The sequence below is a fragment of the Agrobacterium sp. MA01 genome (assembly GCF_009650195.1).
In the GTDB taxonomy this organism is placed as follows: domain Bacteria; phylum Pseudomonadota; class Alphaproteobacteria; order Rhizobiales; family Rhizobiaceae; genus Allorhizobium.
Genome location: NZ_CP045854.1, coordinates 2,718,621 through 2,741,645, shown reverse-complemented (window position 1 = coordinate 2,741,645; position 23,025 = coordinate 2,718,621). Strand labels below are relative to the sequence as shown.

20 protein-coding genes are annotated in these 23,025 nt (G+C 61.3%); 6 read left to right on the top strand and 14 right to left on the bottom strand.

The features are described 5' to 3' along the window. Positions 1-124 precede the first annotated feature (124 nt). Positions 125-538 carry a cupin domain-containing protein gene (locus GH983_RS13290; RefSeq protein ID WP_054148385.1) on the top strand — a complete coding sequence of 138 codons (414 nt, stop codon included), beginning with the start codon at positions 125-127 and terminating at the stop codon, positions 536-538. A gap of 8 nt (positions 539-546) precedes the next feature. Here the strand turns inward: GH983_RS13290 and GH983_RS13285 are convergent, their stop codons facing one another. The 3 genes from GH983_RS13285 to GH983_RS13275 form a co-directional block, all read right to left on the bottom strand. Next, complete coding sequence (locus tag GH983_RS13285) at positions 547-987, bottom strand: hypothetical protein (RefSeq protein WP_054148386.1); 441 nt, start codon at positions 985-987, stop codon at positions 547-549. A 26-nt stretch (positions 988-1,013) separates the two neighbouring features. After that, positions 1,014-2,471: a dihydropyrimidinase gene (hydA, locus tag GH983_RS13280; RefSeq protein WP_153762638.1), complete on the bottom strand. Its 1,458-nt coding sequence runs from the start codon at positions 2,469-2,471 to the stop codon at positions 1,014-1,016. A 298-nt stretch (positions 2,472-2,769) separates the two neighbouring features. Beyond that, positions 2,770-4,023 carry a Zn-dependent hydrolase gene (locus tag GH983_RS13275; RefSeq protein ID WP_153762637.1) on the bottom strand — a complete coding sequence of 418 codons (1,254 nt, stop codon included), beginning with the start codon at positions 4,021-4,023 and terminating at the stop codon, positions 2,770-2,772. Positions 4,024-4,308: 285 nt separating this feature from the next. On the opposite strand from GH983_RS13275, the gene GH983_RS13270 reads away from it, so the two are divergent. Beyond that, positions 4,309-4,962: a TetR family transcriptional regulator C-terminal domain-containing protein gene (locus tag GH983_RS13270; protein ID WP_054148391.1), complete on the top strand. Its 654-nt coding sequence runs from the start codon at positions 4,309-4,311 to the stop codon at positions 4,960-4,962. Here the strand turns inward: GH983_RS13270 and GH983_RS13265 are convergent. Then, a complete protein-coding gene (locus GH983_RS13265) occupies positions 4,952-5,893 on the bottom strand; it encodes a DMT family transporter (RefSeq protein ID WP_153762636.1) in 942 nt (313 codons plus the stop codon). The two genes, GH983_RS13270 and GH983_RS13265, sit on opposite strands and share 11 nt — an antisense overlap. A gap of 139 nt (positions 5,894-6,032) precedes the next feature. Here GH983_RS13265 and GH983_RS13260 point away from each other — a divergent pair, with 139 nt between their 5' ends. Then, on the top strand, positions 6,033-6,665 hold the full coding sequence (locus GH983_RS13260; protein WP_069043561.1) for an exopolysaccharide biosynthesis protein: 633 nt from the start codon (positions 6,033-6,035) through the stop codon (positions 6,663-6,665). A 19-nt stretch (positions 6,666-6,684) separates the two neighbouring features. Here GH983_RS13260 and GH983_RS13255 read toward each other — a convergent pair whose 3' ends face one another. From GH983_RS13255 to GH983_RS13245, 3 genes are all read right to left on the bottom strand, one after another. After that, complete coding sequence (locus tag GH983_RS13255) at positions 6,685-9,378, bottom strand: EAL domain-containing protein (RefSeq protein ID WP_153762635.1); 2,694 nt, start codon at positions 9,376-9,378, stop codon at positions 6,685-6,687. Between the two features lie 167 nt (positions 9,379-9,545). Continuing rightward, positions 9,546-10,859: an NAD-dependent dihydropyrimidine dehydrogenase subunit PreA gene (gene preA / locus GH983_RS13250; protein WP_153762634.1), complete on the bottom strand. Its 1,314-nt coding sequence runs from the start codon at positions 10,857-10,859 to the stop codon at positions 9,546-9,548. Positions 10,860-10,886: 27 nt separating this feature from the next. Continuing rightward, entirely contained in the window at positions 10,887-12,248 is a 1,362-nt protein-coding gene (locus GH983_RS13245) for an NAD(P)-dependent oxidoreductase (RefSeq protein WP_153762633.1), read from the bottom strand. 289 nt (positions 12,249-12,537) lie between these two features. Between GH983_RS13245 and GH983_RS13240 the strand changes: the two genes are divergently transcribed. Continuing rightward, a complete protein-coding gene (locus GH983_RS13240; protein ID WP_054148397.1) occupies positions 12,538-12,933 on the top strand; it encodes a DUF2325 domain-containing protein in 396 nt (131 codons plus the stop codon). A 308-nt stretch (positions 12,934-13,241) separates the two neighbouring features. Next, positions 13,242-13,637, top strand: coding sequence for a glyoxalase (locus GH983_RS13235; RefSeq protein WP_054148399.1), 396 nt, complete (start codon positions 13,242-13,244; stop codon positions 13,635-13,637). Between the two features lie 65 nt (positions 13,638-13,702). Here GH983_RS13235 and GH983_RS13230 read toward each other — a convergent pair whose 3' ends face one another. Both GH983_RS13230 and GH983_RS13225 read right to left on the bottom strand, forming a co-directional pair. After that, positions 13,703-14,068: a DUF423 domain-containing protein gene (locus GH983_RS13230; RefSeq protein ID WP_069043565.1), complete on the bottom strand. Its 366-nt coding sequence runs from the start codon at positions 14,066-14,068 to the stop codon at positions 13,703-13,705. Between the two features lie 5 nt (positions 14,069-14,073). Beyond that, a complete protein-coding gene (locus GH983_RS13225; RefSeq protein WP_153762632.1) occupies positions 14,074-14,463 on the bottom strand; it encodes a globin in 390 nt (129 codons plus the stop codon). A gap of 170 nt (positions 14,464-14,633) precedes the next feature. On the opposite strand from GH983_RS13225, the gene GH983_RS13220 reads away from it, so the two are divergent. Then, complete coding sequence (locus GH983_RS13220) at positions 14,634-16,256, top strand: ABC-F family ATP-binding cassette domain-containing protein (RefSeq protein WP_054148401.1); 1,623 nt, start codon at positions 14,634-14,636, stop codon at positions 16,254-16,256. A gap of 27 nt (positions 16,257-16,283) precedes the next feature. On the opposite strand, the gene GH983_RS13215 is transcribed toward GH983_RS13220, so the two are convergent. From GH983_RS13215 to GH983_RS13195, 5 genes are all read right to left on the bottom strand, one after another. Continuing rightward, positions 16,284-17,084: an ion transporter gene (locus GH983_RS13215; protein WP_054148402.1), complete on the bottom strand. Its 801-nt coding sequence runs from the start codon at positions 17,082-17,084 to the stop codon at positions 16,284-16,286. Positions 17,085-17,213: 129 nt separating this feature from the next. Further along, positions 17,214-18,203 (bottom strand): UDP-glucose 4-epimerase GalE, encoded by a 990-nt coding sequence (gene galE / locus GH983_RS13210; RefSeq protein ID WP_153762631.1) that lies wholly within the window; start codon positions 18,201-18,203, stop codon positions 17,214-17,216. A 12-nt stretch (positions 18,204-18,215) separates the two neighbouring features. Next, positions 18,216-19,373 carry a UDP-galactopyranose mutase gene (gene glf, locus GH983_RS13205; protein WP_153762630.1) on the bottom strand — a complete coding sequence of 386 codons (1,158 nt, stop codon included), beginning with the start codon at positions 19,371-19,373 and terminating at the stop codon, positions 18,216-18,218. Positions 19,374-19,487: 114 nt separating this feature from the next. Beyond that, positions 19,488-20,696, bottom strand: coding sequence for a hypothetical protein (locus GH983_RS13200; RefSeq protein WP_153762629.1), 1,209 nt, complete (start codon positions 20,694-20,696; stop codon positions 19,488-19,490). Between the two features lie 97 nt (positions 20,697-20,793). Next, the gene (locus GH983_RS13195; protein ID WP_194842839.1) at positions 20,794-22,827 is read right to left on the bottom strand and encodes a glycosyl transferase; all 2,034 of its coding nucleotides are present in this window, start codon (positions 22,825-22,827) and stop codon (positions 20,794-20,796) included. Positions 22,828-23,025: the final 198 nt, after the last annotated feature.

Genomic DNA, 23,025 nt, shown 5'->3' with positions numbered 1-23,025 from the left:
GCGCTAGGACCAATCGGGTTTGTTGCAAAGGCAGCCTGCCTCTTGCATTCTTTTGACATGCGGCCGCTCGGGAGCAGCGGAGAAGGAGGGGCGGCCTCGCCGCAGAAGGGATGAGGATCAGACCATGGACACATCAGCAAAGCCCACCTGCCGGATCGTGAAGCCCGGCCATACCTATGAGGGCAAGCAGGGACTGAGTTATTTCGAGGGCATTGCCGCCGAGACGGTCGGCGCCAAGGGCATCTGCATGCATGTGCTGACCATGCCGCCCGGCGCGCGCGCCAAGGCGCATCTGCACGAGAGCCACGAGACGGCGATCTATATGCTCTCCGGTCAGGCGCATACCTGGTATGGCGACCGGCTGGAGAACCATGTGGTGGTTCACGCGGGCGAGCTGTTTTACATTCCGGCCGGCGTGCCGCATCTGCCGGCGAACCTGTCGAACACGCCCTGCACGGCGATCATCGCACGCACCGACCCGAACGAGCAGGAGAGCGTCGTGTTGCTGCCGGAGCTGGATGGCTTGGTCGAGGTGTAGCGCAGGGTTCATCTGGCCAGACCTTCTGTCTGGGGCCGGGCGATCCACCTGTAGATGATCGCGCAGATCATGCCTGTCGGAGCGAGCGACATCGCCATTGATGCTTCGTTCTGATTGAAGAAGCGGCCCCGGGTTGCCAGTTGCAAAAGGGCGATGCCGGAGAGGGGGCAGGCGGCACCCGCGATGGCGAAATGCCACCAGCGGTTCCAACGCATTCGCAGCAGCACCCAGGTCGCCAGCAAGGTGAAGGGGGCAGCCAGCAACAAGGCAACCGGCAGGATCTCCAGGGTCAGCCTAAGGACCGGCAGTATCGAACCCGGAAAGAGCATGAAGCGCGGCAGGCGGCCGTAAGTGAACGCATCTGTCACTTCAAATGTTGCCCAGATGCCCATGACGCCGAGAAACACGGCGGCTGCATAGCCTGCGCCGAAGCGGGCAGTCTTAAGCAACCATGTCCTGTTTGCTGGCCTCACCCTCACACCCCCGTCGCCGGAATGCCCGTGCGTTCCACCTTGCGCGGCGCCACGAGTTCCTTCCAGGTCGACAGTGCCTTGGATACGGCGGGGAAGGGCTCGCGCTTGACGAACTTTCCGTGGCCCTCGCGGGTCTTCACTGCATTTTCCTCGATCGCGACATAACCGCGGGTCAGCGTGTAGCGCGGCAGGCCAGTGACGGTCTTGCCCTCGAAGACATTGTAATCGATCGAGGACTGCTGGGTCTTGGCGGAGATGGTTTTGGAGCGCTTGGGATCCCAGACCACGAGGTCGGCATCGGCGCCGACAAGGACGGCGCCCTTCTTCGGGTAGATGTTGAGGATCTTGGCAATGTTGGTCGAGGTGACTGCGACGAATTCGTTCATCGTCAGGCGACCGGTCGCAACACCATAGGTCCAGAGCATCGGCATGCGGTCTTCGAGACCCCCGGTGCCGTTCGGGATCTTAGCGAAGTTGCCGACGCCGAAGCGCTTCTGTTCGCTGGTAAAGGCGCAGTGGTCGGTGGCGACAACCGAGAGCGAACCGGACTGCAGGCCCGCCCAGAGACTGTCCTGGTGCTGCTTGTTACGGAAGGGGGGCGACATGACGCGGCGGGCGGCGTGGTCCCAGTCCTTGTTGAAGTATTCGCTTTCGTCGAGCGTCAGGTGCTGGATCAGCGGCTCGCCATAGACGCGCATGCCCTTTTGCCGGGCGCGGCGGATGGCCTCATGCGCCTGTTCGCATGACGTGTGCACGACATAAAGGGGAACACCGGCCATGTCGGCCAGCATGATCGCGCGGTTGGTGGCCTCGCCCTCGACCTCAGGCGGACGGGAATAGGCATGGGCCTCGGGACCGTTATTGCCTTCGGCCAGCAGTTTTGCGGTCATCGAGGCGACGACGTCGCCGTTTTCGGCATGCACCATCGGCAGGGCGCCAAGCTCGGCGCAGCGCTGGAAGGAGGCGAACATCTCGTCGTCATTCACCATCAGTGCGCCCTTGTAGGCCATGAAGTGCTTGAAGGTGTTGATGCCGCGATCCTGGACGACCGTTTTCATCTCGTCGAAGATACGTTCGTTCCAGCCGGTGATCGCCATGTGGAAAGAATAGTCAGCCGTGGCGCGCGAGGTCTTGTTGTCCCACATCTGGAGCGCTTCGAGCAGCGACTGATCCGGGCCCGGCAGACAGAAATCGACGACCATGGTCGTGCCGCCGGAGAGGCCGGCGCGCGTGCCGCTTTCGAAATCATCCGCCGAGTAGGTGCCCATGAAGGGCATTTCCAGATGCACGTGCGGGTCGATGCCGCCGGGCATAACATAACAGCCGGCCGCATCCAGCACGGTGTCCCCGGAGAGGTTCTGCCCGATCTCGACGATCACGCCGCCTTCGATCTTGATGTCTGCCTTGTAGCTCAGATCGGCGGTGACGATCGTGCCGCCCTTGATGACTGTGGTGGTCATTTGCTCTCTCCCCGTGTCGTGTTCTTGATGGTTGTTTCAACGAGCTCTCCGGCAAGCTTGGTTGCCCAGTGCGCTGCGTTCGCCTCCGGCGCCCCCTCATCCGGCGCTACGCGCCACCTTCTCCCCGCTGAGGAGAAGAGGTCACGCTGGCGTTGTGCGCCCTCATTTCCTCTAGCTACGCTGCGGCGACCGGAGTGCTTCCTGTGGTACGGCGAGGTCCCCGCACGCTCCCTCTTCTCCCCAGCGGGGAGACGGTGGCACGAAGGGCCGGATGAGGGGGCGCGGAGCGAGGGCATCATCACCCGACAATCTCCGCCGTCTCCAGAACCGCCCTGAGCAGCACGTCGCAGCCAGCACTTGCCCATTCCTTGGAAATCTCCTCCGCCTCATTGTGGCTCAAGCCGCCGACGCAAGGGCACATGATCATGGTCGAGGGCGCGACCTTGGCGGCCCAGCAGGCGTCGTGGCCGGCGCCGGAGATGATGTTCATGTGGCTATAGCCCAAGTCTTCCGCCGCCTTACGGACGGAGGCGACGAGTTTCGGATCGAAGGTCACCGGATCGAAATGGCCGACGGCCTCGACCGCGCAGCCGACGCCCAGCGCCGCGCAGATCTCGGCGGCCTTGGCCTCGATCGTCGCGCGCATGCGGTCGAGCTTCTCCTGGCTGGGCGTGCGAATGTCTACGGTGAAGACGACGGTGCCGGGCAGGACGTTGCGGGAATTGGGCGAGAACTTCACCTGGCCGACACCGCCGACGGCACCGGGCTGTTCACTCATCGCGACATTCTGGACCATCTCCATGATCCGGGCCATGGCAAGGCCGGCATTGACGCGCAGGTTCATCGGTGTGGAGCCGGTATGGGCTTCGCGGCCGGTCAGGGTAAATTCCAGCCACCACAGGCCCTGACAGTGTGTGACGACGCCGATCTGCTTGTCCTCTGCTTCGAGGATGGGACCCTGTTCGATATGGTATTCGAAATAGGCGTGCATCTTTCTGGCGCCGACCACTTCGTCGCCCAGCCAGCCGATGCGCTTCAGCTCGTCGCCGAAGGTCTTGCCGTCCATGTCCTTGCGGGCATAGGCGTAATCCTGGGTGAGAACGCCGGCGAAGACGCCGGAGGCGAGCATGGCTGGCGCAAAGCGGGCGCCTTCCTCGTTGGTCCAGTTGGTGACGACGATGGGGTGCTTCGTCTTGATGTTGAGGTCGTTCATCGACCTGATCACTTCCAGACCGGCGAGGACGCCGAGCACGCCGTCATATTTGCCGCCGGTCGGCTGGGTGTCGAGATGGGAGCCGATATAGACGGGCAGTGCATCCGGATCGGTGCCGGGGCGGGTCATGAACATGTTGCCCATGGTGTCGACGCCCATGGTGAGGCCAGCGTCCTCGCACCAGCGCTGAAAGAGGCGGCGGCCTTCCGCGTCCTCGTCCGTCAGGGTCTGGCGATTGTTGCCGCCGGCAATGCCGGGGCCGATCTTCGCCATCTCCATGAGCATGTCCCACAGACGATCGCCGTTCACGCGAAGGTTGTTGCCGGGTTGCGCCGTCATTGCAGATCCTCACCTGTTTGTCAGAACCGGATCTTCCGCCCGATTCCCATGTTCCCCGGGTCAGCAGCAGCGGCTTGTGTTGTTTTTTCCGCTGTCGTATCGGCAGTTGCCTTTATTTGACATCTGTCCAATAATTTGACCGACTGGTAAAACATTACAACTTCCATCACGGCACTCAAGACGAAATCGGCAAAATTCTGCGACAAAAATTCAAGCAGATGCCCAGATTTTGGGCTTCAATATTGCTGAGTGAGTTCAGTATCTTAGGCGGGGAACAACTCTAAGATGGCAATACCGAGAGCGGCGCAAACCCAGAGGCGGACGCGGATCCAGGAGGAGAAGGAGGAGCTCATCCTGGAGGCGGCGCTGGAGGTGTTCTCGCAGCGGGGATTCCATGGCTCGACGATCGACCAGATCGCCGAGGTCGCGGGCATGTCGAAGCCCAATCTGCTCTACTATTTCCGCACCAAGGAAGCCATGCACCGGGCCTTGATCGACCGAGTGCTGGAGAACTGGCTGGAGCCACTGCAGGCCTTCGACGCGGATGGCGATCCCGAACACGAGATCAGGTCCTACATACGCCGCAAGCTGGAGATGGCGCGGGAGTTTCCGCGCGAAAGCCGGCTGTTTGCCAACGAGATCCTGCAGGGTGCGCCGCATATCGCCGGCGTGCTCGAAGGACCGCTAAAGGAGCTTGTGGACGAGAAGGCCGAGGTCATCAGGGCCTGGATCGCTGCGGCCAAGATCCGGGAATGCGACCCGCATCACATGATCTTCTCGATCTGGTCGACCACACAGCACTATGCCGACTTCGACGTCCAGGTCCGTTCCGTGCTGGGGGCGAGCCGAGAAGGCGAGGATCGCTTCGAGGCGGCCGCGTCCTTCCTCGAAGGTCTTTTCGTGCATGGCCTGATTGTGAAGCCGGTCGTCAGTCCCTGAGCAGACCCATCACCAGAAGACCGGCGGCCGTGACGAGCGCACCGAGAAAAACGGCCGGGCTTGCCCAGCCGTGGCCGAGCATGCCTTCCAGGAGGATGATGAAGGTCGGCGTCAGATAGCCGTAGCCCAGCACCTTGGGTGCTGGCAGGCGCATCGAGGCGTATTGCAGCAACATGAAGGTGAGCGCTGTCGTCACGATCGAGAGATAGGCGATCGTCGCCCAGACCATGGGTGGGAGGCTCGCAAAATCCGTGTTCACGAGCGGGACAGCGCCGGTCGGCAGGAGCCAGGGGATGGTGAAGACCACAACCCAGAAACCGAAGGCGACCGGGTTGTCTCCCTGATTGAACTTGCGGATCAGCGGCACGTAGGCGCCGTGGCAGATGACGCCAATGAAATAGATCAGTTCCCCACGCCCAACGTCGAAGGAGAGGATCGCCTGGATGTCGGCGCGGAAGATGACCCAAATTGCGCCAAGGGCTGCAATCACGAGTGCAATGAACACATCCGGGCGGGTTTTCTGCCCGATGAAGACGAGCGCAAAGCCGGCGCTGATCAATGGCATCAGGGTGAAGACGGCGCCCGTCTGCACAGGGCTGGTGAATTCCAACGCCACGAACATGGTCAGCATGTAGACGGCGATCAGCCCGCCGAGCAGGGCAAAGCGCCAGATCCGCTGGGGAGCCCGGAAAGGAACGCGCAGGATGCCGAAGGTCAGGACACCCATCACGACCACGGTCATCAGGTAGCGCCACAGTGTCAGTGGGCCGGCATCCATGTGCTGTGCCGCCATGCCGCCGAAGGAGAAGGAGCCGGCGATCAGGGCGGCAAAGAGCAGCATTGCCGCATGCGCCTTCAGCTTTTCACGACCCTTGGCATGCACCGTATGCTGATTGACGGGCCTGTCTGCTGTTGACGCTTGCTCTGTCATGGCATGTCTTTCGACCGGAACTGGTCTCTCCGTTCGCGTCACTTGACCCGACCGGCTTTCTCATTCATCTGCGATCCGGGACGCGCGTCACTGCGTCGTCCGAGGACATTCTTCCGGCAGTTAATCGAAAGCGGACCTGATGACAACGACGATCGGCTTCAGTGATACCGACAAGAGCACAAGTGCGGTGCTGCAGGATGTGATCGACTCGATGGATGAGGATCACGTAACGCTGCGGCAGATCCTTCAGAAGATGGGTGAAAGCGGGCTACTGCTGCTTTGCGGCCTGTTGTCTCTACCCTTCCTGGTGCCGGTTTCGATTCCGGGTGTCTCTACCGTCTTCGGTGCCGGCATCGTGCTGATCGGGATTGCGATCACCTTCAACCGCTTTCCGTGGTTGCCGGAGAAGGTGGCCGACCGCAAGCTCGAACGGGCGCGCCTTGTCCCGGTTCTGGAACGAGGTCTCAAGATCCTGAGAAAGGTCGACCGTTATGTCCGTCCCCGCTTGCTGGGCCTGACGCACGGGGCGCTGGTCAACCGTATCAACGGTGTCGTTCTGACGGCCGCCGGCGTGCTCTTGATGATGCCGCTTGGCTTCATTCCGTTCTCGAACACGCTGCCCGGTGTGGCGATCCTGCTTCTGTCGACCGGTATTTCCCAAAGGGACGGCATGGTCGTTGCGATGGGACACCTGATGGTGCTGCTGACGCTCGTCTATTTCTCGGCGCTGGCCTATGCCGGGTTCGCCGCCGGCCAGAGCCTGCTCAGCTGATCCATCTCCGAAGCGCGGTTCAGGCGCTCCGCCGCAGCAGGTCTTCGCGCTGCAAGGCATGTTTCCTTGCAAAATCGATGAAATTGTCCGGGCTCATCGGCCGCGCCAGCGCGTAGCCCTGCAGCGTCTGGCAGCCGAGATCGCGCAGGATCGCCGCATGCTCCATGGTTTCCACGCCCTCTGCGACGATGCCGATCCCGTAGGAGCGGCCGATATCGACGATCGAACTGATCAGCTTGCGCTGCGCCGGGCTGGTGATGATCGGGGCCACCAGTTGCCGATCGATCTTCAAGCGGCTCGGCGAGAGCTTGATCAGCGAGAGGATCGAGGCGTAACCGGTGCCGAAATCGTCGATTTCGATGGCAATGCCCCGTGTGCGGATGCGCTCGAGGCTTTCCGCCACGGCATCAGCCTTGTCGTCGAAGGAAATCGATTCCAGCAATTCGAATGATAGGCTGCCCGGCTTGAAGTCGAGCTTGGCCAGGTGGTCGAGCAGCTTGTCCTCGAACAACCTCTGGGCAGAAATGTTGACTGAGACATGCTCGATGCCGAGACCCTCGGTCTTCCAGCGCTCTAGTTGCTCGAGTGCCTGATCGAGAATGCTCGCGTCGATCTGGGACACGACATTCAGGTTCTCGGCCGTTTCGAGGAATGCGTTGGGTGCGAGGATGCCCTTTTGCGGATGGTGCCAGCGCGCGAGCGCCTCCACACCGTTGATCGCAAGCGTTCGGGCATCGAATTGCGGCTGATACCAGGCGATGAAATCGTCGTCGCCCAAAGACCGAAGAATGGCGTCGGCGGTGCGCTTGATGTTGATCGTGCGAGCGCGCAGCTGGTCGTTGAAACGCTCGACGCGGTTTCGGCCACGGCGTTTTGCCTCGTAGAGGGCGATGTCCGCATTGACGAGGAGCTGTTCGGCGGTCAGTTCGGGCTCGATTCTGTCGGCGATACCGATCGATGCGCCGACACGGCATTCGTGTCCGTTGTAGACGATGGGCCGGTTGACGGCCGAGATCAGGTTCGAGCCCATGGCCTCGTAGCCTTCGGAGATATCGCAGCCCTGGCAGACGATGACGAATTCATCGCCGCCGATCCGGGCGACGAAATCGCATTCACCGACCATGCTTTGCAGTTCCTGCGCGACATGGCGAAGAATGGCGTCGCCGGCACCATGGCCAAGCGTGTCGTTGATTTCCTTGAAGCGGTCCAGATCCATGTGGAGTACGGTCAGCCTTGCCTCGGGCCGATCGGGGGCTGCAGCCAGTGCCTCGAGGCGCTGGTCCAGATAGCGGCGATTGGGCAGGCCGGTCAGCGCATCGTGCAGCGAATTGTACTCCATGCGCTGCCGTGCGGTTTCCAGCTCCTCGTTGCGCTGTGCCGTCTCGCGCTGTGCTTGGCTGAGTTCTTCCTGCAGAAGCACGTCAGCGCTGACATCCCAGTTGACGCCGAGCAAGAGCATCTTGTTTTTCTGGTCGCCGAAGGCAGTGCCGACCGTGCGGAAATGCACGATTTTCCCGTCCGGGCGGATCACCCGGAAGCGGCCCGTATAGGAGGATTGGTTTTCGATGGCTTGCCGCATGCCCTCCTCGATGGCATCGACATCTTCGGGATCGACCATTGACCGCCAGGTTTCGCCGGTAATCGGTGTGTCAGGTGTCAGTCCGTAGAGATTATAGAGTCGTTCGTCCCAGATGAGGTGATCGCTGCCGACATCCATCTCCCAGACGCCAATGCGGGAGGATTCGAGTGCGACGCCAAGACGATACGACATGGCGCGAAGCTCTTCCTCGCGTTGCCGGAGAGCCGCATAGTTACGCTGCCGCTCCCGCATCAGCCCGGCGACCCAGATGACGCTTCCGGCGATCAGCGCGGACATGGCGGCGATCATGCTGCGGATCAGGACGTCGGGGCGGCTCATCGCGTGCCAGCCACCCTTGGGCACCGCCGAAATGGACCATTTCTCGTTGCCGAGATCCACAATCATGGTGACCGGGTCGTCGGTCAGGACGTGACTGTCGCCGTAGATCACGGCCTGGTTTCCCGTCTGTTGACTGTCGTCGGTAATGGTGATGGCGAGCGGCGAATCCGGGGCTCGCAGGCCGCTGTCGTCATAGAGCCTCGTGACATCGACGACCCCCGCCAAGCCACCCCAAAAGACCCGCTTGCCGTCGTCATTGGTCATCTCCACGGGCAGCGTGATGATCAGGCCCATGGCGCCATTCTTGAGCGGCAACGGGCCGCTGATGATTGTCTTGCCCTCTTCGCGCAACTGGCGCACCGCTTCCTCGCCATTCGGTGGCGGGAGTATCCAGTTCCCGATGAAGGACTTGTTGTCCTCGTAGGGGTGGACGAAACTCGTGATGAGATTGGGTGCTGCAACGATGTTGCCGATCTGGGAGGGCGTCGACAGGAGGCTTGATGCCAACGCCTCGAAACGCTTCTGCGTGACATAGGGCTCGGTCCCGATCACCGCGACCATGCCCTGCAAAAGCTTGATATTGGCGTTGATGTTGGCTTCGAGCTTGGTGCGGATCAGGCCAAGGTTTTCCCCGACCGCATTGCGGGCCGCCTCGCGGCTCAATCGTTGCTGCTGAAGGTCGGCATATAAGGCGGAGACGGCAACACCTGCCAGAACGATGGCGCTCGGAATGAGGATCTGCAGGCGCGATCGCAGGCTCGATCCACCATCCGTATTCTTGCTCTTTATCGCCATGGTCTCCTTGCCCGGCTGGCCCGGCCTGACGAAAATGCTGTCAGTCCCGATGGCGGGATGGTGGAGTATAGCGCTGAATAATTTCTGAAGGTGTGGGCGAAAATTCGAGTTTTTCTTGTGCTGCAAGGTATCCGGCCCGCAAGCGGGCCGGACTTGCTTGACCGAGACTATTCTGCCGCCTGCACAGCCATAGGATTGTTCGGATGGGTCGTCCAGTTGGCGTAATTCGGGTCGACAGGCCGGCCGGTCCGCTGGTCGAGAGCGCCGGTTGGCAGTTCGACCATGGTGATGCAGTTCTCGACGGGACAGACGTTGACGCAGAGATTGCAGCCGACGCATTCGTCTTCCATCACCTCGAACTTCCTGATGCCATCGACCATGCTGGTGATCGCCTGGTGGGACGTATCCTCGCAGGCGATGTGGCAGCGACCGCATTTGATGCAAGCATCCTGATCGATATGGGCCTTGGCGATGTAGTTGAGGTTGAGATACTGCCAGTCGGTAACGTTCGGCACCGCGCGACCGCAGATGTCGTCAAGGCTCTGGTGACCCTTGGCATCCATCCAGTCGTTCAGGCCCGAGATCATCTCCTGGACGATCTTGAAGCCATAGGTCATGGCGGCGGTGCATACCTGCACATTGCCGGCCCCGAGCGCCAGGAATTCGGCAGCATCGCGCCAGGTGGTGACACCGCCGATACCGGAGATGGGAAGCCCATAGGTTTCCGGATCGCGGGCGATTTCGGCCACCATGTTGAGCGCGATCGGCTTGACAGCCGGGCCGCAATAGCCGCCATGCGTGCCCTTGCCGCCGACGGTGGGCGAGGGGGCGAAGCTGTCGAGATCAACCGAGACAATCGAGTTGATCGTGTTGATCAGCGAGACCGCATCGGTGCCACCGGCCTTTGCCGCACGCGCCGGCTTGCGGATGTCGGCGATATTCGGCGTCAGCTTGGTGATGACGGGCATGCGGGTGTACTGCTTGCACCAGCGCACGACCATTTCGATATATTCCGGCACCTGGCCGACGGCTGCGCCCATGCCGCGTTCGGACATGCCGTGCGGACAGCCGAAGTTGAGTTCGATGCCATCTGCGCCGGTTTCCTCGACGAGCGGCAGGATCGCCTTCCACTCTTCCTCGACGCAAGGCACCATGATCGAGGCGACGAGCGCCCGGTCCGGCCAGTTCATCTTGACCTGTTTCATCTCCTGCAGGTTCACCTGCAGAGGACGGTCGGTGATCAGTTCGATGTTGTTGAGGCCCAGAAGCCTGCGGTCGGCGCCCCAGATTGCGCCATAGCGCGGGCCGTTGACGTTGACGACCGGTGGCCCCTCGGAGCCGAGTGTTTTCCAGACAACGCCGCCCCAGCCCGCCTTGAAGGCGCGCTCGACATTGTAGGCCTTGTCGGTCGGCGGGGCAGAGGCCAGCCAGAAGGGGTTGGGCGATTTGATGCCGACGAAGTTATTGCGAAGATCAGCCATGTTTCAAATCCTCTCGAGAGCGGTGCGTCATGCGACTGCGGTTGCGCCCGCCGTCATGACGGCGAGAGAGCGGTTGATGCTTTCGGCCGCGTCGCGGCCCATGGCGACGGCGGAGACCGTCAGGTCCTGGCCACCGAAGGCACAGTCGCCGCCGGCCCAGACACCCGGGATCGTTGTCCGACCCTCGGCGTCAATGGCGATCTTGCCGCCTTCGAGCTTCAGGCCGTCCAGACCCTGGCCATCGAGCTTCTGGCCGATCGCGACGAGGATCTGGTCGGCCCTGATTTCGGTCGTGTGGCCGGTGCCTTTCATCATGCCGTTTTCGAGATGAGTGTATTCGAAGGTGATCGACGAACAGTGACCCGCATGGTGGGCGACTTCCTTCGGCTGGAGCCAGTGGCGGATGTGGACGCCCTTGGAGGTCGCGAGATCCTGCTCGAACACCGAGGCGTTCATGTGCTCCTTGCCGCGGCGGTAGCAGATCGTGACGTTTTCCGCCCCGAGAAGCTTGGCCTGGACGGCAGCATCGATTGCGGTCATGCCGCCACCGATGACGACGATGTCACGGCCGACGGGCACGTCGGCCTTCTCGTCGGCCTGGCGCAGGTTGGCGATGAACTCGACGGCGTCGAGCACACCATTGATCCCTGCGCCGGGGATGTTCAGCCCGTTGACGTTGCCGAGACCGGCACCGAGGAAGACGGCGTCGTGTTTCGCCTGGAGGTCGGCGAGGGTGAAATCGCGGCCCATCATCTGGCCGTCCAGCACATCGATATTGCCGAGCGACAGGATGTAATCGACTTCCTTCTGGGCGAAGTCGTTGGGGGTCTTGTAGGCCGCGATGCCGTATTCGTTCAGACCGCCGGCCTTTTCCTTCGCTTCGTAGATGGTGACCTGGTGGCCGTGCATGGCGAGGCGATGAGCAGCGGCGAGGCCTGCGGGGCCGGCGCCAACGATGCCCACCGTGTGGCCGGAGGACGCTGCCGGGGAATAGAACTGGCGGCCTTCTTCGATCGCGATGTCGGTGGCGTAACGTTGCAGGCGGCCGATTTCGACCGGGCGCTCCTCGGCCGTGTTGCGCACACAGGCTTCCTCGCAGAGCGTTTCGGTGGGACAGACGCGGGCGCACATGCCGCCGAGAATGTTCTGGTCGAAAATGGTCTTGGCGGCGCCAAGCGGATTGCCAGTCGATATCTGCCGGATGAACATCGGGATATCGATGGCGGTGGGACAGGCCGTCATGCAGGGCGCGTCATGACAGAAGTAACATCTGTCGGAGGCGACAAGTGCCTCATGACCGCCGAGACGCGGGTGCAGGTCAGAGAAATTCTTTGCATAATCGGCAGCGTCAAGCCGCCCGGCCTTGAGGCCTGGTTCCAGTCTTCGCATCGCAGTTCCCTCTTTTATATTCGAAGCGATGCAGAGAAACGTAACTCAGGATCAAAGTTTTATCAAACGGTAAAAAATTGCTCTTGGCGCCGCGGAACCCCTGAAAATCAAGGGAAGTTGATCCCTGTCAATCCCGGACGCCATGCCCTGATCAGGTCGGATCTTTCCCAGCGAAAACATGACTGAGAATTTCAACTATATACTTTACTATTTTTGTCATGTTTTGTATGCCTGTCGTCATGAGGCTCGCAACCGCTGCCTCTGATCGGATTCGAGGAGACAGGACGTCATGGCGAAGAAGAAAAAGCAGGCTGCAAAGAAGCCGGGTGCGGAGGTTTCCGGCACGGCGACCACCGCCAAGACGCAAGCGGAAGTTCGCAGCTTTCTTTATGTCGGCGGCCGTGATTGCCAGGTCGCCCATCTTCGTCAGATCGCCAGCAATTTTGGTGCGGAACTAATTCACCATGATGGGGGTTTACGGGAGGCGGTATCGCGCATCGACACGGTGTTACCCTCCGTCGACTGCGTCTTCTGCCCTATCGACTGTATCAGTCACGATGCGTGTCTGCGCGTGAAGAGCGGTTGCAAGAAGTTCGGCAAGACTTTCATTCCGCTGCGAAACGGCTCGAAATCTAGTCTCGAGCGCGCGTTGCAGACACTGAATGAAAGGAACACCGAAGCATGAGCAGGGACGGATCCGAAAAGGGTGGCATGAGCTCGTTCCACGAGCTTGCACGTCAGCGCGGCGAGGGGCTTTTACCGGCGCTCGCCGATGCAATGTTGCAACGCTCTCGGGAAAGTGAAGTGACGAATTGCGAAATCGTCACTTTGCCGGGCTTGCATGAACGCAAACCTGCTACCATGTACGCAACCTTGAACCGGGCCCCCGCCCTCATTATCGATTTTCCCGCGCCGAGATGGCAGCGAAACGCCAACGCCAGATCGTAGCCGTTTCGTCGTCAGTCTCATGTGGGAAGCAGAGGAACTTTCCGCATGAACGCTGAGCAACCTGTTGCGAAGACGATCCTCAACGCAGTGCCTATCCTTCCCTCTCTGAACTTCTCTGAAACACGCAATTTCTATGTCGATACGCTCGGTTTCGAGGATGTCGGCTTTGACGGTCTCGATTATCTCGTGGTCCGTCGTGGTGGCATGGAATTGCATTTCTGGCTGAGCGACGATCCGCTCCAGTGCCAGAACAGTTCTGTGTTCTTCAGGTCCGAGGCACCGACCGAGATGTATCGCGACTTTTGCGATCGCGGCATCGAGGCGATCCGTCCATCGGACACCTCGGGAGAGTGCGGTGAAAGCCTACGGTTTCACATCCGCGACCCGCACGGCAACCTGCTGATGTTCGGCGGTACCGTTTCGGCCTGCATGGCCCATTGAACTTGCCATCAGAGTGATGTCGAGGCGTCGGTGTCGGGGCCTCGTCCTGCAGAGGTTGATCGGCGTCAGTCGCGTCCCGGAAGCAGGGCTCCTGCGCTCAGCAGCAGCCATGACACAATGAGCGTCATCCCGCCCGTCGGGGCCGCCATCGGAAACAGTCCGCTTCCAATGAAGTGCCGGGCAACCAGATCGCCAGCAAACAGCACTGTGCCGAGCATCATGCCGAGCGCTGCCAGTGCCGACAGTCTGATCCGGTCGCCAGCTATGGACAGTGCTGCGAGTGCCGGAGCATGGGCGAGACAAATCGTCGATGCCGGGCGCAGGAGCGCTTCGCCGCCGGCATGGCTTGCGGCCGCGGCAAGCCCGACGCCGGCCGCCCCGATCAGTCCCGCCGCGACGGTCGCCCAGCGGTAACTCTGCACGCTTGCCATCCCCGTTATTCCTTGTTCTGCATGTGGAAGGCGAGCTTCTCGATGGGCTGCCAGATGATCTCGCGCAGCTTCGGATGCTCGACTGTTTCATCCAGCGCGCGGCGGAAGCACAGGAGCCATTCGTCCCGTTCCAACGGGCCGATCTCGGCGACGAAATGACGACGCCGCAGCATCGGATGGCCGCGCTTTCGCATGTAGATGGGCGGACCGCCAAGGTAGCCCGTCATATAGTCGTAAAACTTCTCTTCGCTGCCGCTCAAGTCCGGCGGGTGTACCGCCCGGCAATGGGCGGCCTCCGGCAGCGTGTCCATCAACTCATAAAAGCGCCGGGTCAGCGCCTTCACGGTCGCGTCGCCGCCGATGGCTTCGTAGAGGGTTATCGTCTCGTCACTCATGCTGTCGTCCTTGCGTCAGGTCTTTTCGCGCTTTCGGCACCCTCTTGCAACCGGCGTGGCGTTCCCGTGGCAATCCGGCGCATCCGCGATGCCGCTCTGCAACAAAAGCAGGGGACAGGGGGGCTTCGACATGCCATAAGGGCGCCGATTTCCAGCAGGCGCCCTTGTCCATGATCCGTATCGAAAACATCTCCAAGCAGCTCAGCCACCGTATCCTCTTTATCGAGGCCTCCGCCGCGCTCAATCGCGGGGAGAAGATCGGTCTCGTGGGACCAAACGGGGCGGGCAAGACCTCGCTCTTCCGGATGATCATCGGGCATGAACAGCCGGACGAGGGCCAGGTCTCCGTCGATAAGGGTGTCTCGATCGGCTATTTCAGCCAGGATGTGGGCGAGATGTCCGGGCGCTCGGCTGTCGCTGAGGTCATGGACGGGGCAGGACCGGTCAGCGAAGTTGCGGCCGAACTGCGCGAACTCGAAGCTGCGATGGTTGATCCTGACCGGATGGACGAGATGGACGCGATCATCGAGCGCTATGGCGAGGTGCAGGCGCGTTACGAGGAACTCGACGGCTATGCGCTTGACGGCCGTGCCCGCGAAGTGCTGGCGGGTCTCTCCTTCTCGGAAAGCATGATGGACGGCGATGTCGGCGCTCTCTCGGGCGGCTGGAAGATGCGCGTGGCGCTCGCCCGCATTCTGCTGATGCGCCCCGACGTGATGTTGCTCGACGAACCGTCGAACCATCTCGACCTCGAAAGCCTGATCTGGCTCGAGCAGTTCCTTAAAGGTTACGAAGGCGCACTGCTGATGACCTCGCATGACCGCGAGTTCATGAACCGCATCGTCAACAAGATCATCGAGATCGATGCCGGCCAGTTGAACAGCTATTCCGGCGACTATGTCTTCTATGAGGGGCAGCGTGCCTTGAACGAGAAGCATCAGCAGTCGCAGTTCGAGCGCCAGCAGGCGATGCTCGCCAAGGAAATCAAGTTCATCGAGCGCTTCAAGGCGCGGGCGTCTCACGCTTCGCAGGTGCAGAGCCGGGTGAAGAAGCTCGAAAAGATCGACCGTGTCGAGCCGCCGAAGCGCCGCCAGGTCGTCGCCTTCGAATTCCAGCCGGCGCCTCGTTCGGGTGAAGACGTGGTCAGCGTCAAGAACGTCTCCAAGCGCTACGGCGACAAGGTCATCTATGACGGCTTCGACTTCATGGTCCGCCGCCGCGAGCGCTGGTGCATCATGGGCATCAACGGTGCCGGCAAGTCGACACTTCTCAAGCTCGTTGCCGGTGATTCCAAGCCCGACGAGGGCACGGTTTCGATCGGTGCCAGCGTCAAGATGGGCTATTTCGCCCAGCATGCGATGGACGTGCTCGACGGTGACATGACGATCTTCGAGATGCTGGAGACGAGTTTCCCACGCGCGGGCCAGGCGCCGCTTCGCGCACTCGCCGGCTGCTTCGGTTTCTCAGGCGACGATATCGACAAGCGCGTGCGGGTGCTCTCTGGCGGTGAAAAGGCGCGGCTCGTCATGGCGATGATGCTGTTCGATCCGCCGAACCTTCTCGTCCTCGACGAGCCGACCAACCACCTCGACCTGGACACCAAGGAAATGCTGATCAAGGCATTGTCGCAGTTCGAAGGCACCATGCTCTTCGTCAGCCACGACCGCCACTTCCTGGCGGCGCTGTCGAACCGCGTGCTGGAGATCACGCCCGAAGGCGTGTTCCAGTATGGCGGCGGTTATACTGAGTATGTCGAGCGCACGGGCCACGAGGCGCCGGGCCTCAGAAGCTGAAGCCCGGCAACCAATAGCGACTTCGATTTAGGCGCCAGCAGCCGTTCTCTCGGCCCGCAGAGCAGCGATCTCGGATCGCAGCGCCTGCATTTCGCGCAGCAAGTCGCCATTGTCGACATGCAGTGTTTTCAAGTCTGCGTCAGTGTCGGCCATGCTCTGCTCCTGCATCGCGGAGACGATGACACCGATGAAGAGGTTCAGGACCGAATAGGTGCTGAGCAGGATGAAGGGCACGAAGAACAGCCAGGCATAGGGATGGACTTCCATCACTGGCCGGACGATGCCCATGGACCAGCTTTCGAGCGTCATGATCTGGAAGAGCGAATAGGTCGACGCACCAAGATTGCCGAACCAATCGGGGAAGGTCGCGCCATAGAGCTTGGTCGCCATGACCGCCGAGACGTAGAACAGCATGAACAAGAGAACGATGATCGAGCCCATGCCGGGAAGTGCGGCAATGAGCCCGCCGATCACCCGCCGCAGCGAGGGCACGACAGAGATCAGTCGCAGGATACGCAGCACGCGCAGGGCGCGCAGCACCTGGAAGGGGCCGGTTGCCGGGATCAGTGCAATGACGACGATGGCGAAGTCGAAAATGCTCCAGGGATCGCGGAAAAACGCAAGCCGGAACGCGTAGAGACGGGCCACGATCTCAACGACGAAAATCGCGAGAATGATGCGGTCGAGTGCATGCAGGAGCGGTCCGATGACCTGCATGACAGTGGGTGACGTCTCGAGACCCAAGGTGACCGAATTGATGAGAATGACGGCTATGATAAACCGCTCCCACGCGCTCGAGGAGAGGATTGTTTTTAGTCTGTCGGCCATGGTTTTGGTTCCTGCAAAATCTGCAGGACGAAAAGCGGAAGGAACAAAGCGCGTCAAGGGGTTCCAAGCTGCAACACTGGCCTTAGACGCGCCTTTTTTAGGGAGAATTTGATCCCGAGGCAGCCGTACTCAATCGGAATGGCCGTTGAAGGTGGAGTGCCATGTCCAGGCCGAGCGGATGATGTCATCGATGCCGTGCTTCGGATCCCAGCCGAGCACCTCGCGGGCAAGCGCGTTGCTGGCGACAAGGCCAGGGGGATCGCCAGGGCGGCGTTCCGTGCGCTTGATTGGCATCGGGCGGCCGGAGACCTTCTCGATCGATGCGATCAGTTCCTTGACGGTCGTGCCATTGCCAGTGCCGAGGTTGATGGCGATCGTCTCGCCGCCGTTCAGCAGATAATCGACCGCCCGCACATGGGCGTCGGCAAGGTCGTTGACGTGGATGTAGTCACGGATGCAGGTGCCGTCGCGGGTGTCGTAGTCTTCGCCGAAGATCGAGAAGAATTCGCGGCGTCCGAGCGCCGTTTCGATGGCGAGCGGAATGGCATGGGTTTCCGGCGAATGCCATTCGCCAATGCGGCCTTCAAAGTCGGCACCGGCGGCGTTGAAATAGCGCAGCATGACGGAGCGCATGCGACCGCAGAGGTTGAGGTCACCCAGCGCCTGCTCGACGATATGCTTTGTGCGGCCATAAGGATTGATCGGCTTCTGACCATGTTTCTCGTCGAGCGGCAGATATTCCGGCGCTCCATAGGTGGCGCAGGTCGAGGAGAAGACGAAGTTGCGGATGTCGGCTTCGCTGAGGGCCTGGAGGAGGCTGAGCGTGCCCGAGACATTGACGTCGTAGAAGTGCTCCGGCTCCTTGAAGGACTGGCCGACCTCAATCAGGCCGGCGAAGTGCATGGCCGCCTTCGGCTGGTATTTGGCAAGCACTTCCTTCAGCCGCGCCTTGTCTCGGATGTCGCCCTGTTCGGCCGGACCCCATTTGACGAATTCCGGATGGCCCGAGGTGAAGTTGTCATAGACGACGGGCAGAAAGCCGCGCTCGGACAGAGCGAGGCAGGTGTGCGAGCCGATATAGCCGGCGCCGCCGACGACGAGGATGGGCGTGGCAGTCATGGTCATTTCCGTTCAGAGCGGTGCATGGACGAAGGCTGGCATCGCTGCCTCATCCTTCGCCTTGGCCAGGAAGAGACGGGCGGTGTCCAGCGCCTCGCGGATCGTCACATCCATATCGAGATAGCGGTAGGTCGCAAGCCGTCCGACGAAGGTCACCGACTTTTCCTCATTGGCGCGGGCCACGTAGTCCGCGAGCTGCGCCTTCTCCTCAACGAGACGGATCGGATAGTAGGGGATATCGTTCTCGCCACAGGCGCGGGAGAATTCGCGGTAGCAGACCGAGCCCTCGTGGCTTTCCCAGGGCGAGAAATGCTTGTGCTCGGTGATGCGGGTATAGGGCACGGAGGCATCGCCGTAGTTCATGACGGCGCAGCCCTGATAGTCGCCCTGATATGTAAAGCGCTCGAAGTCGAGCGTGCGATAGCCCAGACGCCCGAACTCATAGGCGAAGTAGCCGTCGAGCGGACCGGAATAGAAGAGGTGCGCGTAGTCATGGCGCGCGCGGGGATCGAAGTGCTGGCCCAGCGTCACCTTGATCTTCGGATGATCGAAGATCTTTTCGATCATGTCGGTATAGCCGTTTTCCGGCATGCCCTGGAATTTGTGGAAGAAGTAGTTGTCGTCGTAGTTGAAGCGCACCGGCAGGCGCTTCAGGATCGAGGCCGGCAGGTCGGTCGGCGAGCAGCCCCATTGCTTTTCGGTATAGCCCTTGAAGAAGGCTTCATAGAGATCGCGACCGACGAAGCGGAGCGCCTGCTCCTCGAAGGTCTGTGGATCGGTGATGGTCTTGTCGGCCTGTTCCTCGATGAAGTCGCGCGCCTCTTCCGGGCGGAAGGTCTTGCCGAAGAACTGGTTTATCGTGTGCAGGTTGACCGGCAGGGAATAGACTTGGCCCTGGCTCGTGGTCTTCACCCGGTTCTTGTAGGGCAGGAAGGTCTGGTAGCTGTTCACGTAGTCCCAGACTTCCGCGTCATCGGTGTGGAAGATGTGCGGGCCGTAGATGTGGACCATGACACCGGTGTCGGCATCACGCTCTGTGTGGCAGTTGCCGCCGATATGCGGGCGCGTGTCGAAGACCTCGACCTCGAAGCCGGCCTCTGCCAGTTCGCGTGCGATGACGGCGCCGGACAGACCCGCGCCGACAATTCCGATTTTCTGACCCTGTGCCATCCGGTGGGTGTTCCTCGATTTTCAGGGGCGGTGCGGTTCCAGCCGCAAGGCCTGCCGCATCTCGCCCAATTGCAAAGAGACCGGCGGTTGCCCGCCGGTCGAACCATGAAGTGGTCAGGCTGAGAGTTTTTCGCGCATGAGCGTGTCATAAGCGGCGATCAGCCTGTTGACGTCGACGCCGTTCTCCTGCGGTCCGAAGCTCAGATGGCTGACAGTGAAGTCAGAATAGATGCATGTCGGGCGATCCAGGAAGGCCGGCAGGTCGACGGTCAGCATCTTTTCATCGTCGCCCTTGGCGAGCGCCATGTGCTGCAGATCGCGGCCGAGCCAGGCGATGAAGTTGATTGACTGGCGTTCCTGCCAGTCGACCACCTTGGTGGGAAGTGGCAACTCTTTCTCGGGCGATGCCAAGAAGAAGTCATGCAGCTTGTTCGCCTTGTCCGGATCGGTCCAGAGGGTGCCGCCAAAGCCGCCCGGCGGACGCTCGAAATGGCCGAGCGAGGCGGGGAGCGCGCCGGAAACCTGCTGGAAGTAGGCGCAGACACCGTTATTGACGACATTCGCCGAGGTCACGAAGTAATGCGGGTTCTTGCGGCGGTGGTCGATGAAGCCTGCTAGGCCGTCGAGATCCAGGTAGACGATGTCGTCGTCGCATTTCAGGAAGAGTGCGTCAGCGAAATCGGCCAGACGGCGGGCGTAATACTGATAAGCTTGGAAATAGGGCATCTGTTCGCCGGGGTTCCCGACGTATCGGCGCACCGGCGCGTCGACATGGCAGAGTTCGAGCGTGGCGCCCCAGCCGCCGCGGGCCATCACGTCGGCCCCAGCAGGCAGTGCGATGTCCGGCCAGCGGCCGAGCACGACGCCATTGACCATCAGTTCGGGTGTGCCGGATTGGTCGATCGAGACGACGACCTCGTTGGCGCGGCCTGGCGATAGCACGCTCGGGGTCAGCTTCGCCCAGACAGTCGGGGCATCGCTTCGATCTGCATCATTGAGCCGCGCGCGGGGTGCTTTGCGGATGACGGACTGCTGATTGTTCCAGCCGCCGATGACGACCTCGTAGAAATTGTCCGCGTCATGTTTTGGCAAAATCGCCAGATGCAGGTCGTTGTTGATCCTGGCATCGAGCCGCAGCGGAGACCGGGCGGATGCTGTCCCGCATGCCTGGTAGCCCACTGCGTCGCCCATGAAGCGAAGCGGGCCGAACTCACGCGTGACCCATTCGTGATCGGCAGCCGCGCGGGTGAAGTCCCAGATATGCCATTCGTCGATCAGACCGTCGGCCATGGCCTTGCGGACATAGCTGTTGAGGATCTGCATCCGGTGTTCCCGGCCGGCAAAGGTTACTAGTATTACAGGCGCCACAGTTATCTCCCAGCCCAGTTCGGTCTTTGCCCGCAGTCTTTCGTCACTGCCGTCACGTCCACAGACGTGTGTCGGTCGGGACGGGGTGGAAATCGTGCCAGGCGGAGATGCGGTCGCGATAGCGCTTGCGATAGGCTGCCTCGTCCTCGAACTCGACTTCGGTCATCATCACTTCCGAGCCGATTTCGTAATACATCTCCATGTTGGAGAGATCCGGAACAGGTGTGTCGCCGCGCTCGCGCTCGCCCTGCATCTGCCAGTAGAGTTCTTCCAGCCGGCGGACGAGGCGGGGGATGTCGCGAAGCGCGCAGGTGTCACGCTGGGCCTGCAGGGAGGTACGGATCCTTGCCAGTTCCGTCTTGTCGTTTGCCAGGGCCACCGCCTTGCGGACGTAGTCCTCAGGGCTTGCGCAGATCAGTTCGGGAATGCCGGCCGACTTGACGATGCTGCTGCAGAAGCGCGAGGCGAAGCCCTTGCCCGGGAGCGTCAGCACGGGCAGGCCCATGGTCAGCGCATCCGACGCCGTCGAATGGGCGCCATAGGGGAAGGTGTCGAGGAAGAGATCGGCGATCGCAATGCGGGCCAGATGGTTCGGATTGGCCACCTTGGAGGCGAAGTAGATGCGGGCCGGGTCAACGCCTGCCGACTTTGCGAGGTCGCGCAGTCGCTGGTTGACAATATCGGAGCCGCCGAGAAGCCAGAGAATGCTGCCGGGGGTGGCTGTCAGGATGGCCATCCAGCGGGCGAAGACGGGTGCGGTGATCTTCTGCATGCCGTTGAAGCAGGCGAAGACGAAGGCGTTTTCCGGCAAGCCGGCTTCGGTCCGCGTCGGGCGCGCGCCGATTGCGCGCTTGCGGTCTACCGGCTGGTTGCAGGGAATGTGGAGCACTTTTTCGGTGTAGTAGAGTTCGTTGCCGGGCGGGATGATCTGCTCGTCGGCAATGATGTATTGGTGGACCGGGCTCGCCATTGTGCCGGGATAGCCGCAGAAGTTCACGATGACGGGGGCAGGGCGGTAGGAGAAGATCTTCGTGCGGGCGAGCTTGGTGTAGCCGTTGACGTCGATGAGGATGTCGATCTCGTCGGCCATGATCTGCTTGGCGGCATCGAGGTCCGAAAGCGGGGTGATGTCGCGCCAGACGTCGATGACGGCCTTCATCCGGTTTTGAGTCGCATCATTGGTGCGCGGCTCGCCGATGTAATAGGCATAGACTTCGACGGACGCCTTGTCGTGCAGTTCGAGAACCTCACTCAGGGCGAAGCCGACGGCATGGTCGCGCAGATCCGAGGAGACGTAGCCGATGCGCAGGCGCTGGCCGGTGCCGACCTTCTTGCGCGGGACGGGCTTGTTGAGATGTGCTGCGTCCGGGCGGCCGGCCAGCATCTTGAAGTAACGAAAGGCCTTGGCCATCTGGTAGAGCGGATCGTCCGCATAACAGGCGAGCGGGAGCGGCGAGATCGAGTCCAGCATCTGCCGCTTTGTCACATATTCCGATCCCTGGACGACCGGCCACTTGCACTGGTGCTGGCGGACCGAGATCCAGTGCTGGCCTGCTTCCGGCTTGTCGGGGCGCAGTTCGATTGCCTGCCAGAGAGCGTTCTCGGCATCCTCCAGAAGGCCGGCGCCTTCCATGACACGGCCAATATGCTGCAGGGCCATCAGACGATGAACCGATTTGTCGGGAGTGATTTCGGCGGTCGAGTCCACGTAGCTCCGCCACTGCTGGATCGCCTGAGCGCCCAGACCGCTGTCCTCATAGGTTCGACCCAGATTGATGTGCGCCTGGCCCATCATGGGTTGAGCCTTCAGCGCCGCCTTCAACGCGTTGACCGCGCCTGCGGTGTCGCCGAGTTGCTTGAGCGTCACAGAATAGTTGAAGAAGGCGAGGTGAAGCAGCGGACTTTGATCGTTGAATGCCGTCCAGGTCTTGTAGAGTTCGGCGGAAAGCGCGAACTGACCCGCTGCCGACCACCGCTCCGCCAGCTGCAGGGCGTCGAGCAGCGAAAGCTGCTGGCGTCTCGATTTCTCCAGAGCTGTTGCGAGCTGGGCGTTCTGCTCCGGGGCGAATGCGGTATGTATCACCATCGACATGATATCTCTCATCGGCCAGGGGCCGGGTTACGTTCCCGCGGAGCGGCGTGTACAAATCTCCTAATCAGCCTAGCTTGCTTTGGGCTTGCGTGGGGGCAGGCCGCCTTATCTTAGGACTTGCCAAATCACTCGCTATTGACGATAGCATCCGAGGTTAAGAGGCGCCGGCTTAGCTTTCTGCCAAGAATAGAC

Coding starts and splice junctions, on each gene's coding strand:
- GH983_RS13270 (WP_054148391.1), top strand. CDS start 4,309: ATGGCAATACCGAGAGCGGCGCAAACCCAGAGGCGGACGCGGATCCAG.
- GH983_RS13220 (WP_054148401.1), top strand. CDS start 14,634: ATGATCCGTATCGAAAACATCTCCAAGCAGCTCAGCCACCGTATCCTC.
- GH983_RS13195 (WP_194842839.1), bottom strand. CDS start 22,827: ATGGTGATACATACCGCATTCGCCCCGGAGCAGAACGCCCAGCTCGCA.
- hydA (WP_153762638.1), bottom strand. CDS start 2,471: ATGACCACCACAGTCATCAAGGGCGGCACGATCGTCACCGCCGATCTG.
- GH983_RS13275 (WP_153762637.1), bottom strand. CDS start 4,023: ATGACGGCGCAACCCGGCAACAACCTTCGCGTGAACGGCGATCGTCTG.
- GH983_RS13240 (WP_054148397.1), top strand. CDS start 12,538: ATGGCGAAGAAGAAAAAGCAGGCTGCAAAGAAGCCGGGTGCGGAGGTT.
- GH983_RS13225 (WP_153762632.1), bottom strand. CDS start 14,463: ATGAGTGACGAGACGATAACCCTCTACGAAGCCATCGGCGGCGACGCG.
- GH983_RS13255 (WP_153762635.1), bottom strand. CDS start 9,378: ATGGCGATAAAGAGCAAGAATACGGATGGTGGATCGAGCCTGCGATCG.
- GH983_RS13265 (WP_153762636.1), bottom strand. CDS start 5,893: ATGACAGAGCAAGCGTCAACAGCAGACAGGCCCGTCAATCAGCATACG.
- glf (WP_153762630.1), bottom strand. CDS start 19,373: ATGGCACAGGGTCAGAAAATCGGAATTGTCGGCGCGGGTCTGTCCGGC.
- GH983_RS13235 (WP_054148399.1), top strand. CDS start 13,242: ATGAACGCTGAGCAACCTGTTGCGAAGACGATCCTCAACGCAGTGCCT.
- GH983_RS13230 (WP_069043565.1), bottom strand. CDS start 14,068: ATGGCAAGCGTGCAGAGTTACCGCTGGGCGACCGTCGCGGCGGGACTG.
- galE (WP_153762631.1), bottom strand. CDS start 18,203: ATGACTGCCACGCCCATCCTCGTCGTCGGCGGCGCCGGCTATATCGGC.
- GH983_RS13245 (WP_153762633.1), bottom strand. CDS start 12,248: ATGCGAAGACTGGAACCAGGCCTCAAGGCCGGGCGGCTTGACGCTGCC.
- GH983_RS13290 (WP_054148385.1), top strand. CDS start 125: ATGGACACATCAGCAAAGCCCACCTGCCGGATCGTGAAGCCCGGCCAT.
- GH983_RS13215 (WP_054148402.1), bottom strand. CDS start 17,084: ATGGCCGACAGACTAAAAACAATCCTCTCCTCGAGCGCGTGGGAGCGG.
- GH983_RS13200 (WP_153762629.1), bottom strand. CDS start 20,696: ATGCAGATCCTCAACAGCTATGTCCGCAAGGCCATGGCCGACGGTCTG.
- preA (WP_153762634.1), bottom strand. CDS start 10,859: ATGGCTGATCTTCGCAATAACTTCGTCGGCATCAAATCGCCCAACCCC.
- GH983_RS13260 (WP_069043561.1), top strand. CDS start 6,033: ATGACAACGACGATCGGCTTCAGTGATACCGACAAGAGCACAAGTGCG.